This window comes from Gracilibacillus massiliensis, from assembly GCF_001458115.1.
In the GTDB taxonomy this organism is placed as follows: domain Bacteria; phylum Bacillota; class Bacilli; order Bacillales; family Amphibacillaceae; genus Gracilibacillus; species Gracilibacillus massiliensis.
On the sequence record NZ_CZRP01000011.1, the window covers coordinates 382,421 to 398,014 of the forward strand.

At 34.5% G+C, this 15,594-nt stretch carries 12 protein-coding genes; all 12 read left to right on the forward strand.

Annotated elements, in window-relative coordinates; genetic code table 11:
* Window positions 1–56: 56 nt before the first annotated feature.
* The 12 genes from BN3107_RS05500 (at window position 57) to BN3107_RS05555 (ending at window position 15,334) form a co-directional block, all read left to right on the forward strand.
* Window positions 57–1,781, forward strand: a complete 1,725-nt coding sequence (locus BN3107_RS05500) for an ABC transporter substrate-binding protein (RefSeq protein ID WP_231735255.1) — start codon at window positions 57–59, stop codon at window positions 1,779–1,781.
* A gap of 168 nt (window positions 1,782–1,949) precedes the next feature.
* Window positions 1,950–2,918 carry an ABC transporter permease gene (locus BN3107_RS05505; RefSeq protein WP_058306620.1) on the forward strand — a complete coding sequence of 323 codons (969 nt, stop codon included), beginning with the start codon at window positions 1,950–1,952 and terminating at the stop codon, window positions 2,916–2,918.
* Window positions 2,919–2,930: 12 nt separating this feature from the next.
* On the forward strand, window positions 2,931–3,848 hold the full coding sequence (locus BN3107_RS05510) for a carbohydrate ABC transporter permease (RefSeq protein ID WP_058306621.1): 918 nt from the start codon (window positions 2,931–2,933) through the stop codon (window positions 3,846–3,848).
* Window positions 3,849–3,864: 16 nt separating this feature from the next.
* Window positions 3,865–4,851 (forward strand): endo-1,4-beta-xylanase, encoded by a 987-nt coding sequence (locus BN3107_RS05515; protein ID WP_058306622.1) that lies wholly within the window; start codon window positions 3,865–3,867, stop codon window positions 4,849–4,851.
* Window positions 4,852–5,074: 223 nt separating this feature from the next.
* Window positions 5,075–5,929 (forward strand): AraC family transcriptional regulator, encoded by an 855-nt coding sequence (locus BN3107_RS05520; protein ID WP_058306623.1) that lies wholly within the window; start codon window positions 5,075–5,077, stop codon window positions 5,927–5,929.
* Between the two features lie 5 nt (window positions 5,930–5,934).
* Window positions 5,935–6,168, forward strand: a complete 234-nt coding sequence (locus tag BN3107_RS05525; protein ID WP_058306624.1) for a Gfo/Idh/MocA family oxidoreductase — start codon at window positions 5,935–5,937, stop codon at window positions 6,166–6,168.
* Window positions 6,169–6,669: 501 nt separating this feature from the next.
* Window positions 6,670–7,605: an ABC transporter permease gene (locus BN3107_RS05530; RefSeq protein ID WP_058306625.1), complete on the forward strand. Its 936-nt coding sequence runs from the start codon at window positions 6,670–6,672 to the stop codon at window positions 7,603–7,605.
* A gap of 12 nt (window positions 7,606–7,617) precedes the next feature.
* Window positions 7,618–8,490, forward strand: a complete 873-nt coding sequence (locus tag BN3107_RS05535) for a carbohydrate ABC transporter permease (protein WP_058306626.1) — start codon at window positions 7,618–7,620, stop codon at window positions 8,488–8,490.
* Window positions 8,491–8,601: 111 nt separating this feature from the next.
* Window positions 8,602–10,242 carry an ABC transporter substrate-binding protein gene (locus BN3107_RS05540; protein ID WP_058306627.1) on the forward strand — a complete coding sequence of 547 codons (1,641 nt, stop codon included), beginning with the start codon at window positions 8,602–8,604 and terminating at the stop codon, window positions 10,240–10,242.
* Window positions 10,243–10,325: 83 nt separating this feature from the next.
* Window positions 10,326–11,114, forward strand: coding sequence for a Nif3-like dinuclear metal center hexameric protein (locus BN3107_RS05545; protein ID WP_058306628.1), 789 nt, complete (start codon window positions 10,326–10,328; stop codon window positions 11,112–11,114).
* A gap of 83 nt (window positions 11,115–11,197) precedes the next feature.
* On the forward strand, window positions 11,198–11,893 hold the full coding sequence (locus BN3107_RS05550; RefSeq protein WP_058306629.1) for a YesL family protein: 696 nt from the start codon (window positions 11,198–11,200) through the stop codon (window positions 11,891–11,893).
* Window positions 11,894–11,920: 27 nt separating this feature from the next.
* Window positions 11,921–15,334, forward strand: a complete 3,414-nt coding sequence (locus tag BN3107_RS05555; protein WP_058306630.1) for a glycoside hydrolase family 2 TIM barrel-domain containing protein — start codon at window positions 11,921–11,923, stop codon at window positions 15,332–15,334.
* Window positions 15,335–15,594 lie beyond the last annotated feature (260 nt).

Genomic DNA, 15,594 nt, shown 5'->3' on the forward strand with positions numbered 1-15,594 from the left:
AAAGTGCTTACAAATTAAGTCTTCTAAAGAAAATTAAAAAAGGAAGGGGAATTAGTATGATGTTAGGAAAAAAGAAATTATGGTTATTTAGTTTACTTGTTGCATTTTTGATGTTATTGGCAGCGTGTAGTGATGACAGCGAGACAGGAAGTAATGATAACGAAGGTGGAAACGATGATTCAGATGGAGAATCAACTGCAGAAGATGATGGAGAAGTTTATACATTTGATTTCTTTGATGGTTCAGGACCAGGAGAAGACATTAATACTTCTGAAACAACAATAGGTAAAATGTTCGAAGAAGAAACAGGGGTTAATTTTGACATTGAGCATATCGTAGGTGATGTAAATCAAAAAATCGGAACTATGATTGCAAGTGGAGAGTATCCGGAACTATTAAATGCAGAGCAATCAACTGATGCGGTTATCGATGCAGGTGGATTTGTTGCATTAAATGATCTTTTAGAAGAACATGCACCTAATATTATGGAAATGTATGGACCTTATTTAGAATTTATGAAGCGTGATGATGGAAATATTTACATTATACCATCTGGGGCATCACATGGTTTTGTGAAGCCTGCAAATCTTGAGCAAGGTGGTTGGTGGATTAAGCGAGATGTGTTACGAGAACTAGATTATCCACAACCAGAAACTTTAGATGACTATTTTGATATCATTGCAGAGTATACAGAAGCTAACCCACAAATTGACGGTGCGAACACAATCGGTTTTACAGCGTTAACGCATGATTGGAGATTCTTTGCACTATCAAATCAACCAAATCATTTAGCGGGTTATCCGAATGACGGTGGAATCATGGTAGATATGGATACGTTAGATGTAAATGTTTATGGGAACAAACCTGAGACAGAGCGTTGGTTAAAAAAATTAAATGAAGTAAATGCGGCTGGATTATTTGACCAAGAAGCGTTCACTCAAAATTACGATGAGTATTTAGCGAAAATTACTTCTGGTCGTGTTGTAGGTTTCTTCGATTATCGTTGGCAAGTAGGTCAAGCTCTTGACACACTTTACCAAGATGAAGATTTTTATAATGATTACATGGCATTCCCAGTAGTTTTTGAGGAAGGTATCAAAGATCAATACCTAGATCCAGTAGGATTTGCAGCTTCACCAGGTATGGGGATTACCACAGGTACTTCTGAAGAAGACCAAATCAGAATTATTAAGTTTTTAGATCATATGGCTAAAGAAGAATCTCAAAAACTTATTACTTGGGGTATTGAAGGTGAAACATATGAAGTAAACGACGAAGGTCGCTACATTCGTACGGAAGAGCAAATTGCAGAAACTAGGAATACTGAGTTCCGTGATGAATTTGGTTTTAGTTACTTTGAATGGGGTTGGCCAAGGATGAATGGTCTCTATGAAGATGGTAACGCTGTAGAACCACCGAAACAACCGGAAGTCGCCACGATGATGTACGATGAGGGAGATAAGGAGTTCTTAGAAGCTTATGGTATTGAAACATTTACCGAATTATTCGCAGAGCCTGATGAGAGACCTTGGTTCCCTGCATGGGATACACCAATTGAAACGGGTACACCTGCACAGTTATATGAACAACAATTAGATGATTTAATGAAGAGAAAATATCCAGAGCTTATTTTTGCAGAACCTGGTGAATTTGATAGTCAATGGAATTCTTATTTAGATGAATTTGAAGGACTTCCATATGAAGAGTACGAACAGGTTATTCAAGATTCTGTTGAACGTAAAATGGAGATAGCTGAAAAAGCCACAGAGGCAGCTGAATAATAGAGTGGAAGGCTGATTACACAGCCTTCCGCTTTTAAAAAATGAATTACTTTGTTGTTTTCGGACCATTCTTTATTAGAATGCTAGGTATGGTGAGCATTAGGCAAACCTATGAATTGCCTAATGGTCCGAAAACATAAAGATAAATATAAAAGAGGGGGAATATCTATGGCAGGCCAAACCGATGCAATAAAATCAAAATCGATAACAGAGGCTGAACCAAGAGGAATAAAAGGATTCTTAAAAAAATGTAAACAGCAACAAGCCCTATTGTGGATGACAATACCATTTATTATTTGGGTATTTATTTTTAAATATCTACCAGTATGGGGTTGGACAATGGCTTTTCAGGATTATAAACCTGCTATAAGTTTTTCGGAACAGGAGTGGGTTGGTTTTAAGCATTTTCTATTTTTATTTACAGATGATCGATTTTTAGGCGTACTCCGTAACACCTTGGCACAAAGTTTAATAAACTTAGTGTTGGGATTTGTTACAGCGATAACACTTGCAGTTTTGATTAATGAATTATCTAATATGAAATTTAAAAGAGTAGTACAAACCATCAGTTACTTACCTCATTTTCTTTCATGGGTTGTGGCTGCTGCCCTAGTTTCTTCTGTGCTTTCGATAGATGGGATTTTAAACGAAATATTGACTGGTTTAGGATTAATCGAGGATGAAATTTTATGGTTAGGTGTAGGTGAGTATTTCTGGGGAATTTTAGGTGCTGCAGAAACATGGAAAAATGTAGGTTGGAATGCCATCATCTATTTGGCTGCTATCTCTATGATTGATCAAGAACAATATGAAGCCGCAAAGATAGATGGTGCATCAAGAATTCAGCGGATCTTACATATTACCATACCTGGTATGAAGTCAGTTATTATTGTCCTTTTAATTATGAATATTGGCTACATTCTCGAAGCTGGATTTGAACCGCAATACTTACTCGGTAACGGACAAAACGTTGAATATTCAGAGAATATTGATGTGTTTGTAATTAAATATGGTATCTCCATGTTCAACTTTTCATTAGCAACAGCAGCTGGAATGTTTAAAACCGTAATAAGTTTTGTATTCTTAATTGCAGCGAATTCATTATCTAAGAAAATGGGCCAAGGCGGACTTTACTAGGAGGTATGCAAAATGTTTAAACGAAAAAAAGCAGGGTTTATGCGAACAAAAGAAGATGTTATTTTTGATACAAGTAATATAATTTTCATGCTTATTCTATGCGTTTTTATGCTATATCCTTTTTTAAATCAATTAGCAATATCATTAAATGAGGCGACAGACTCGGTGAAAGGTTCCATTTATTTGTGGCCGAGAGAGTTTACTTGGAGTAATTATGAGCATGTATTTGATAAAGCAGCGATTTATCAGGCCATATTTATTTCCGTATTACGGACGGTCATTGGCGCCGGTGTAGGACTTTTTTGTACAGCAATGGTAGCATATGCTATTGCGCAACCGAATTTTATGTTCAAACGCTCGGTAACGATCATATTCATTATGACGATGTATTTTAATGGTGGGTTAATTCCTACTTTCTTGTTAATGAGAGATCTGCAACTAATAGGATCTTTTTGGGTATATATTTTGCCAACTCTAATAAGTGCTTTTAATTTAATTATTATGAGATCTTTTATAGAGGGATTACCAACGAGTATTTTTGAATCTGCCCGAATCGACGGTGCAGGTGATTTCAGAATATTTTTCAAAATCGTTTTACCATTGTCATTACCAGTATTAGCAACAGTAGCTTTGTTTGTGGCGGTATTTCAATGGAATCAATGGTTTGACGTGTTTTTATATAACTCTAGTCAAGAGCACTTAACCACATTACAATATGAATTAATGAAAATATTGCAAAATTCTAGTACGACTTCGAGTGGTGATATGGCATCCGCTTTTGCCAACTCTGCGGATGGTGGAAGTAACCTGGTAACGCCAAAATCGATTCAAGCTACAATGACGATTGTGGCAAGTTTACCTATCATTATGATTTATCCATTTTTACAAAGATATTTTGTAAAAGGGATGACGCTTGGGGCCGTTAAATAGAAAGGGGATTTAGAATATGTTGGAAGCTAATAGTCTATATAAAAAGTATGAGAAAGAATTTAAAATAGGAGCGGCGATTAATCATAGGACAATGTATTCTGCAGAAAAACTGATTGATAAACATTTTAATAGTTTGACTGCTGAGAATGAAATGAAGTTTGAAAATCTTCACCCTGCTGAGGATGAATACGTATTTGAAATAAGTGATGAAATGATCAAGTTTGCTCAAAAGCATGATAAAGCAATGCGCGGGCATACGTTAATATGGCATAATCAAACAAGTGACTGGATCTTTGAAAAGAATGGGAAAGTAGTGGATGCGATTACCCTGCAAAATCGAATGAAAGATCACATTGACACCGTTGTCGGAAGATATAAAGGAAAAATATATAGTTGGGACGTCGTAAATGAAGTAATATCTGACGAAAAAGATATTTTTTATCGAAATTCTAAGTGGTATGAAATAATGGGTGAGTCTTTTATAGAAAAAGCTTTTGACTATGCACATAAAGCGGATCCCGGTGCCAAATTATTATATAACGATTACAATGAATCCGATCCAATAAAGCGTGATAAGATTTTTCAACTTGTTAAACAATTAAAAGACAAGCATGTGCCTATACATGGAGTCGGGATGCAAGCACACTGGAATATTTATGATCCAACATTAGATAATATACGTTCTGCAATTGAAAAGTATGCCTCATTAGGGGTCGAAGTGCAGATAACAGAAATGGACGTATCTATGTTTGCATCAGACGATAAGAGAACAGATTTAACTGCTCCGACAGAAAAGATGATAGAATTACAACATGAAAGATATCTCAAATTCTTTGAAATATTTAAAGAATATAGTCAACATATCGGAGCTGTGACGTTTTGGGGTGTTGCAGATGATTATACATGGTTGGATAATTTTCCAGTTAGAGGACGCAAAAACTGGCCATTCTTATTTGACCAAAATCAGGAACCGAAAGATGTGCTGCAAAAAATAGTAGAATAACTTTTTTTGAAAAAAATTTAAAAATAACAAACCCGTTTCATTTTCAAATGAAACGGGTTTGTTTATGTTAAAATAAAGAAATCATAGCAAGTTGCTTAATATAAAACAATGTTTGACTTTTTTCTGCGCACTATCAGAAAAGGATGAAAGATATTATCGCATTTCTAGCTATTTAAAGAATCATTCATTTCAAATACAATAGATAATAGGTGGTGAGATATTCATGGAGGAAATAGTCTCTGTCGAATACAGGGTGAGTAGAGACCCTGATCATGATCAACTTCATTCACATCATGCATACGAAATATATATGTTTCACAGAGGTCGATGTCGCTATCTTATTAATAATGAAATATATGAACTAATGTCAGGTGATATTCTGTTAATGGACGGCATGGCTTTACACAAACCTAATATTCCAAAAGACAGTGAATATGTACGAAGCCACCTGCACTTTTCACCAGAGATTATACAAGATATGTTGAAATCTGTTAATGCAACAGACCTGTTGAATGTTTTTCAATCATTTCATCATTATTTAATTCGCACAAAAAGTAACAGCAGATTATTAGATGTAGAAAATATATTTAAGAAAATGAGTGAGATTAACAATGCTACAGATATTTCTAGAGTAGAGAAAGAGTGGGAAGTTAAATTTCTCATGGGGCAGCTACTAGTAACTATTAACTATTTACTAAAAGATGTTACATCAAAGGTAGCGGAAAAGAGTAAAGGTAAAACCTGTCATGCCGAACGAATTGTTAGTTATATTCAAAAAAACCACCATGAAAATTTAACAATTAATAAAATAGCAAACACTTTAAATCTTAATAAATCATATGTTTCTCATGTTTTTAAAGATATGACTGGATTTACCGTAATGGAATATGTCATGGCATGTAGAATCAAGAAGGCAAAATATTTATTGGAAACAGAGCAGCATCAAACAATAAAACATATTGCACAACAATGTGGTTTTGAAAATCCCACACATTTTAGTCGATATTTTAAGGAGAAAGAAAGTATTTCACCGAAAGATTATAGAAATCAGCGTCTACAATTTTACAGAAGGGATTAATAGATATGGCGAACATAAAGGTTGGCATCGTTGGTTTTCATCGACATTCCAAAAGTTATATCTCGTTTATCTTAGACGGATTGGTAGAGGGTATTGAAGTTGGAGCAATATATGACCATGACAAAACAAAGCGAAAAACAGCAAATGATTTATATCCAGATATTCCTGTTTACACAAATTATATGAAAATGATGAAAAGTGGTAGAGTTGATATAATTACTACCTATATTCCAAGTTGAACTTAGCGGGGGCGGGAGTAACATTAAGACGGTAAGAACTTAATTTATTTAAAAAATTATATTATCTTTTAGTAATATTTAGTTTATTCGCTATACAAACTAAATGAGTGAAATAAGAAGTTAATTTATGTAATTTAAAAAAGTTTAGTAAGTCTGGTAACACTATAGGAACGGGCACTAAGAAACGATTCGAATTACCTTATCAGGAAATAAAAGTCTAAATTTAAAGTTAAAAATAAGTATTTATAATAGAAAAATTAAAATACTACCATTCTAGTATATTGACAAACTGTTTATATTATTTTATAATAAATTCAATCTAATCAGAAACAATTTAGTAAGCGATATCATTATTGTATGTGTATGCTAGTATACTAATCATACTAGAGTTATTCTTTTTGATAAACATGAAAGCCTTTTCTTATTTTTGATAATTAAAGGATTTTATTTCTCAATACATACTTTTCTTGGATTTAAGTCAATAAATAAAGGAGGATAAAAATGGAAGAAACTGTGAAATTTAAAAAAACAGCAAGAAATGAATTATGGAGCAGCATTAAAAAAGATTGGCAATTATATGCCCTTGTGTTAGTACCTGTCATTTACTTAATTATATTTAAGTATGGTCCAATGTTTGGAAATATCATTGCTTTTCGACGTTTTGTTCCTGGTGGGAGCATCATCGGTGAAGAATGGGTTGGATTTCAATATTTTCAAATGTTTTTGAACGATCCGACTTTCTATAAAGTATTTGCTAACACATTTATCTTAGCATTTCTACTATTAGTTATAACATTTCCGGCACCAATAATTTTCGCGTTATTATTAAATGAATTAAAAAATCAATTATTTAAACGGTTTGTGCAGACAGCTTCATATCTACCACACTTCTTCTCGGTAGTTGTTGTAGCAGGTATGGTTTTTGAAGTGTTAGCGCTTAACGGTCCAGTAAACAGTTTACTGGCAAGTTGGGGTTTTGAAAAAATCAGTTTTATGCAGTTGCCTGAGTGGTTTAGAACAATCTTCGTTGGGGTTGACTTATGGCAAACATTAGGTTGGGGTGCGATCCTTTACCTTGCAGCTTTAACAGGTATTAATGAAGAACTATATGAGGCAGCAAGAATTGATGGGGCGAATAGATGGAAGCAAACAATCCATATTACACTCCCAGGAATTTTGCCAACAATTGTCGTTTTGTTAATCTTGAATATTGGTAATTTTCTGCAAATCGGTTTTGAAAAAGTCTTATTATTATATAATCCATTAACGTATGAAACAGCAGATGTCATTGCGACCTATGTATATCGTGTAGGTCTTCAATCAGGTAGTTTCAGTTATGGTACAGCAATCGGCTTATTTGAATCTATTATTGGATTAATATTAGTGTTAGGTGCTAACTATCTTTCTAAAAGAATTACAGATAATAGCTTGTGGTAGGGGGGACAAACAATGAAGGAATCATGGCAGTATAAAGTCTTTAAAGTTTTTAATGTAACTGTTTTAATTTTTATAGTTTTTGTAACGTTGTTTCCTTTCTTTAACATCGTTGCTCAATCCTTTAGTTCAGAAGCATATATAAATTCTGGTCAAGTAAGTTTATGGCCGAAAGGGTTTAACATTGAAACATATAAAGTGATCATGTCGGATACGATGTTTTGGATCAATTACAAAAATACAGTGGTATACACGATAGTCGGTACGATTATTTCACTAATATTATCGACTATGATAGCTTATCCCTTAGCTAAAACAAGACTGAGGGGTAGAAGGTTTTTAACACTGTTCTTCGTTTTCACTATGTTTTTTAACGGTGGTTTAATTCCAAACTACGTATTAGTAACGTCTTTAGGTTTTGGAAATAGTATTTGGGCAATAGTAATTCCAAATGCAATAAGTGTGTTTAACATGTTAATCATGAGAACCTTCTTTCAAAACATTCCTGATGAACTTGAAGAAGCAGCGATCATGGACGGCTCAAGTACATTTGGTATCCTGTTCAAAATTGTTTTACCTTTGTCGAAACCGATCCTAGCAACAATGATGTTGTTCTATGCGGTTACACATTGGAATTCATGGTTTCCGGCTTTTATTTTCTTTACTGAAAAAGAATTATTTCCGGTATCGATTTATCTAAGAAATATGATTAAAGGTGCAGAAGCGACAGTGGGAACTGGGGCAACATCAGCAGATAATATGGTGCAAATATCTGCGAATATCAAGTCAGTAACTATGGTATTAACGGTATTGCCGATCTTGACGGTATATCCTTATATTCAAAAATATTTCGTGTCTGGTGTAATGTTAGGTTCTGTGAAAGGTTAATCATTCACACCGCATTCTAAGGGGGTGGTGGCCAAAGAGGTAAGGAGTCGCAATCTGATAATATGCAATTATTTTTTAAACTTATGGTCTTATAAAAGAGGGGGAAGTAACATGTCAAAGCAATGGAAAAATTTGATGTTGGTTATGTTGTTAGTATTAGTACTAGGCGTATTAGCTGCGTGTAGTGATGACTCAAGCTCTTCTGATGATGAGGAAGGCGAAGACGGTTCTGAAGAAACAACTTCTGGAGCAGCAATGGAGGATTATAGTGTAGGTGATACTTTTAAGGCGACAGAACCAATCACACTTTCAACACTTTTTAGTGATCACCCGAACTATCCATTAAAGGAAGATTGGATGTTTTATGAAAAAATAGCAGAGAAAACAAATGTTACATTAGACATCACTTCAGTACCAATGAGTGATTATGAAGACAAAAGAAGTTTATTAATTAGTAGTGGTGACGCACCATATATTCTTCCGAAAACATATCCAGGCCAAGAAACACAGTTTGTGGCTTCTGGAGCAGTGTTACCAATTAGTGAGTATGTAGATATGATGCCACACTTCCAGCAAAAAGTAGAAGAGTGGGAAATTGAACCATTCTTAGAAGGTTTACGTCAACGTGACGGTAAATATTATGTGATTCCTGGTATTCACGAAAAAGTATGGCCAGATTATAGTTTAGCAGTTCGTACCGATATCTTAGAAGAATTAGGACTTGAAGAACCTACAACTTGGGTGGAAGTAGAAGAAATGCTTGCAGCTATGAAAGAAGCTTATCCAGATAAGTACCCATTCTCTGACCGTTTCCAATTTAACAGTACGCTTAATATTGCAGCGACTGGTTTTGGAACTATTTCAGGCTGGGGTCTCGGCAATATGTTATCTTATGAAGAAGAGTCTGATGAATTTATTTTTGAACCAGCAACTGAAGAATATCGTTCAATGGTTGAATATTTCAATGGCTTAATTGAACAAGAATTATTAGATCCCGAAAGTCTTACTCAAGAAGACGATCCAGCAATTCAAAAATTCACTTCTGGCGAGTCATTTGTAATTAATACAAACGGTCAAACATTAACACAGTATCGTAACACAATGGATGAAACTATGGGTGAAGGTAACTATTCTATTAAGAAAATTGTTGTTCCAGGTGGACCAGCAGGACAATTAATGAATGGTTCTAAATTAGAAAACGGTATCATGTTCTCATCTAAAGCCAAAGATGATCCTAATTTCGAAGCAATGCTACAATTCATTGACTGGTTAATGTACAGTGATGAAGGTTTAGAATTTTCTAAATGGGGTGTAGAAGGAGAAACGTATGAACTTACTGACGGTGGAGATCGAGAGTTACTCGATAACATCACATTCCGTGGTATGAACCCTGATGCTGAAGAACACCTGCAAATCGATTACGGTTTCTCTCAAGGTAACTGGTCTTACGGTGGACCTACGGAATTGCTTCACTCTATGTTCAATGAAGAGGAAATTGAGTTCCAAAATGCCATGCACGAAACTAAAGAATTGGTATTACCAGACCCGCCAATCCGTTATGATGCAACTCAATTAGAGCAATCTTCATTAATGAGTACACCATTAAAAGATACTGTTGAACAAAACACATTGAAATTTATCATTGGTGACCGCGACATGTCTGAATGGGATGCTTATGTACAAGAACTTGAAGCTCAAAACATGCAAGGATATGTAGATCTTGCGAATGAAGTGTACCAAAACAATAAATAAAAACGATTGAAAACAAATAACACGGAGAAACTTTTCTCCGTGTTATGTTTCTTTATAATAATAAATCTAGAGGGAGTTAGAATATGGTACAGGTTCAGGATGTTATTCATACGTTGATAAGCAATGTAGAAGCTGTAGACAATACGGTAGACACTTTAAAGTTTGGAGACCTTAACCAAGAAGTCAACAAGGTTGCGGTTACCTTTATGCCTACATATGAGGTAATAAAAGGAGCAATTAGTACTAACATCGATTTACTAATATGTCACGAAGGATTGTTTTACAGTCATGGAAACCTCGGTGTTATAGAAGAAAGTGAAGTGTACCAACAAAAACGAGACTTGATTGAAGATTCTGGTTTAGCCATTTTTCGATTACATGATTATGTGCATAGTTATCAACCAGATGGAATCATGCAAGGAATAATTCAAACTTTACAATGGCAAGGTTTTGTACGGAAAAACGAGCGAGCATACTCGATCTTTGAGATTCCTAAGCAACAATTAATAGAAGTACTAAGCTATTTGAAAGACAAATTAGACATCAATCCTATTCGATATATTGGAGATTTGACTACTGAAATCAAACATATCGCTCTTTTAGTAGGATTTCGAGGTGGGGGCATAACAGCTATCCCTCCATTTATACACGAACATGTGGACCTCGTTATATATGGAGAAGGACCGGAATGGGAAACACCTGAATATGTTAGAGATGCGATTGCTATGAAAAAAAATAAGGCTGCGATCATATTAGGTCATTATGAAAGCGAAGCACCTGGGATGGTATATGTAACCGAAGAACTTAAACGACTGTTACCTAATATAGAGATATCCTATCTTCCCTCAAAAAACTGTATTCAAGTTCTCTAAAAAACTGATACAAATATCACCCATTCAACAATGATTCATAGTAGAATAAGATATGTAAATAGATATAAAGGAAGGGTTTTTTGATGGATTATAATCAAGGTGGGTTTTATCGTTTTTCGAATTATGTATATTGCTTATTAATATTAAATTTCATTTTTGTATTTACAAACTTATTAAGCTTTGCTGCACTGATTTTGTTGATTCCAACGATTTCAAATGCGATTTTGTATTACATAGCCTTAATACCAACAGGTCCGGCGATTGCTGCTTTGCTTCACAGTTTAAGTATTTTAGCTAGACAACAAGAAATGACTCCTGTTTCAACTTTTCTTTCTGCTTATAAAAGTAATTTTAAAGATGTTTTAAAAGTTTGGTTTCCAATACTAACTGTCTTTTTTGTTTTAGTAATTGATATTCAATACTTTAATCAAAATCCAACGGTCTTCAACCAAATTTTAAATGGGATATTTCTTGTAGTATTATTCTTGTTAGTGATTTTCTCTATTTACACATTAATAATTACTACACATTATAAATTTAGAATTAGAGACATTTACCGTTTATCACTATATTACATTTTTACTTGGATTAAAAGGACAACAGGTAATATAGCGATTTTATTCTTAACAGTAGTGGTGATGTTTTTTACATCAGACTTTATTATCATTTTTCTAAGTAGTTTAGTGGCTTGGTTTATCATCTTAAATACTAAACCCATTATTCAAGATGTGAAGATTAGTTTTGTTAAAAATGAACATTATGAGCAACAAGATACATAATTTTTTGGAAAGGGACGATAAACAAAAATGCTAAATAAAATGTACGTATTTAATGACAATTGGCAGTTTGCTAAAAGTGATCTAGAAACAACTACTACAAGAAATTTAAATTTTCATCCGGTAGAAATTCCGCATGACTGGTTAATATATGATACGGAGAATTTATATGAACACAGTATTGGTTGGTATAAGAAAGAATACAAATATGATCCATCTTCTGAGAAAGATATCGTGATAACTTTTGAAGGGGTTTACATGGATTCTGTCTTATTTGTAAATGATCAAAAGGTTGGCGAATGGAAATATGGTTATTCGAAATTTGAGTTTAACATTAGTGAATTTCTTAATAGTGGAACAAATCAACTCTTATTGAAAGTTACATATCAAAGTCCAAATAGTAGGTGGTATACAGGTGCAGGAATTTACCGTGACGTATGGTTGAAAGAGAGAAGTAAGAATTATATTGAGACAGATGGAGTATATGTTTCTACTTTTAAAGAAAATGAAAACTGGAGAGTAGAGGTGGATACAAGTTTATCAGTCACAGAGCCCTTAGAGTTGAGACATGCGCTTCTTAAAAACGGTACAGTTGTTGCCGATGTTACTACTGATGTAAAGTCTGATCAGATGATCAGTCAAACAAATTTCCAGATAAATGATCCTAGAATATGGGATATTCAAAAGCCAGATTTATATGAGTTAACCACAACGCTAAGGTTAAAATTAGATAACGAAATAATAGAGTCTCAAACTCAGAAAATTGGCTTTAAACAGATTGAATTTGATACAGACAGAGGTTTCTTTCTAAATGGACAACATCTGAAATTGTATGGTGTCAATGAACATCATGATTTAGGTGCATTAGGTGCTGCCTTTAATGTTAACGCTTTAAGAAGAAGGATGAAAATCTTAAAAGACATGGGGGTCAATGCTATCCGTACTGCCCACAATATGCCTGCAAAAGAAATGATGACGCTTGCAGATGAAATGGGTTTTCTTGTCGTTACAGAGGCATTTGATATGTGGGAAAGATCTAAAACTCGCTATGATTACGCGCGCTTTTTTAAAGAATGGCATAAAAAAGATATAGAATCATGGGTGAAACGTGACCGCAATCATGTAAGTCTAATCATGTGGAGTATTGGAAACGAGATCTATGATACACATGCAGATGAAAGAGGTCAGCAATTAACAGAGATACTTACAGAGTTAGTCTACCAATTTGATCCAAAGAAGAATGCGGTTGTAACAATTGGCTCTAATTACATGCCGTGGGAAAATGCTCAAGCATGTGCTGATATTGTCAAAATGGCTGGGTATAATTATGGTGAAAAATATTATGAACAACACCACAAAGAACATCCGGATTGGGTCATTTATGGTAGTGAAACAGTAGCGGTTGTTCAAAGTCGAGGAGTTTATCATTTTCCTTACGATAAACCGATTCTAGCAGATGATGATCAGCATTGTTCATCACTAGGAAATAGTGCGACAAGCTGGGGTGCAAAATCAATAGAAACTGCTTTGATTAAAGAAAGAGATACACCTTTTTCATTAGGACAATTCATCTGGACTGGATTTGACTATATAGGAGAGCCTACGCCATATCACACAAAAAACGCTTATTTTGGTTCGATTGATACAGCTACCTTTAAAAAAGATTCATATTATGTCTATCAATCGGCATGGACAAATTATAAGGAAAGTCCAATGGTACATATCTTTCCATATTGGGATTTTAATGAAGGACAAATGATAGATGTGAGGGTAGCTACGAATGCACCAAAAGTTGATTTACTTCTTAATGGTCAATCATTAGGTATTCAGGAAATTGATCATAATCACGGAGATGTCATCTCTGGTTGGTGGAAGGTTCCCTATCAAAAAGGAACTTTAGAAGCCTATGCCTATGATCTGGAAGGAAATATAATTGCTCAGGATCAGAAGCAATCTTTTGAAGACCCGGCAGATATAACACTTGCCACTGCAGATACATCACTTCAAGCAGATGGAATTGATCTTGCTTTTATTGAAATTGGAATGATTGATAAGAATGGGAAGGCTGTTGAGAATGCCAACAATCGTGTGAACGTTGAGGTGGAGGGTGCAGGTCGTTTGGTCGGATTAGACAATGGCGATCAAACCGATTATGACCAGTACAAAGGAACAAGCAGACGTCTATTTAATGGTAAATTAATGGCGATTATTAGTTCAACTTTTGAAACAGGTCCGATTCATATAAAAGTAAATTCTCCTACTTTGCCAGAGGCATCTCTTATACTAACTGCCAACAAACCTAAAATAGAGTTGCCGAATAAAACTCCAATTGCTGCTAATCAGTCTACAGCTATAATAACAGGTCAACAAAATGAAATACCTGTTCGCAAAATAGAAATTGGTTCAGATCAAGGACAAATTTTAACTGCTAAACAACCTACAGCTAATGTTACTGCTAACCTTTGTCCAAAGAATACGGATTATCAGGAAGTGAAATGGAGCGTCGTAAATGATGTAGGAATTGAATCTAATATAGCTTCGATTACAGCCCACGGGCTCGATGCAACTGTTTCAGCATTTGGTGACGGGGACTTCCGTGTTAGGTGTACAAGTAGAAACGGTAAAGATACGATTAATCTCATTTCGGAACTGGAATTTAAAGCAGAAGGATTGGGTACTGCCTTTAAAGATCCATATTCCTTTATTTCAGCAGGTTTGTATGACCAACACAAAGGTGAATTAACTAATGGTAATGAACGAGGTGTTGCCACTAGCAGAGATGGAGAATCACAGGTAGGTTTTCGGGATATTGATTTTGGTAAAGATGGTTCCGATACAGTCACGATACCTATCTTTGCCCTAACCAGTGAACCATACGAAGTTCAAATCTGGGAAGGGATGCCTGGAGAACCTTCAAGTATTTTGTTAGCGGACGCTATTTATCAAAAGGAATCAAAATGGAATGTTTATCAAGAAGAAACATTCACATTATCAAAGAAATTAAAAGGCATTACATCGCTATCATTTGTTACGAATAAAAAGATGCATATTAAAGGATTTCGTTTCGAAAAACAAAATAGAGCGTTTGAGCAAAACTATGCGGTAAATGCAGATAAAATTTATGGTGATGATTTTACGAAGTTAGAAAACCGTGTCGAGCAAATAGGAAATAATGTTTCCTTTGAATTTGATGATTTTGATTTTGGAGAGCAAGGTGCTTCAGAGCTAGTATTATATGGTCATTCGCCGATCGATAGAAACTCGATTCATATTCGCTTTTTTGATGGTGTAGACGAAAGAGCAGAAATATTGGAGTTTGAGTACTCAGAAGACTACCAAGAGAAAAGGTTTCATTTTAATAGGGTAAAAGGAGTCCAAAAAATCTCAATTATCTTCTTGCCTGGATCCAATTTTAATTTTAATTGGTTTCAATTTAAATCATAGTCGATATAGAATTATCATTGAAAATTTTAATAATAGAAAGTAAAGAGGCTGGGAAAGAAAAGATTTGATAAATACAAAATCTAAAGGGGTTATAATTATTAAATAGAATGATGATAAAACCCTTAGAATTCTTTTGTATATATACAATAACTTCTGCCCAGCCTCTTTTTTGGGCTTAGCATGAAAAACTTGACAAATAAATAGTAAATATTAAATAATGAGGACGATTATAAAATATAAAAAGATGGGTAAAAAGGTGG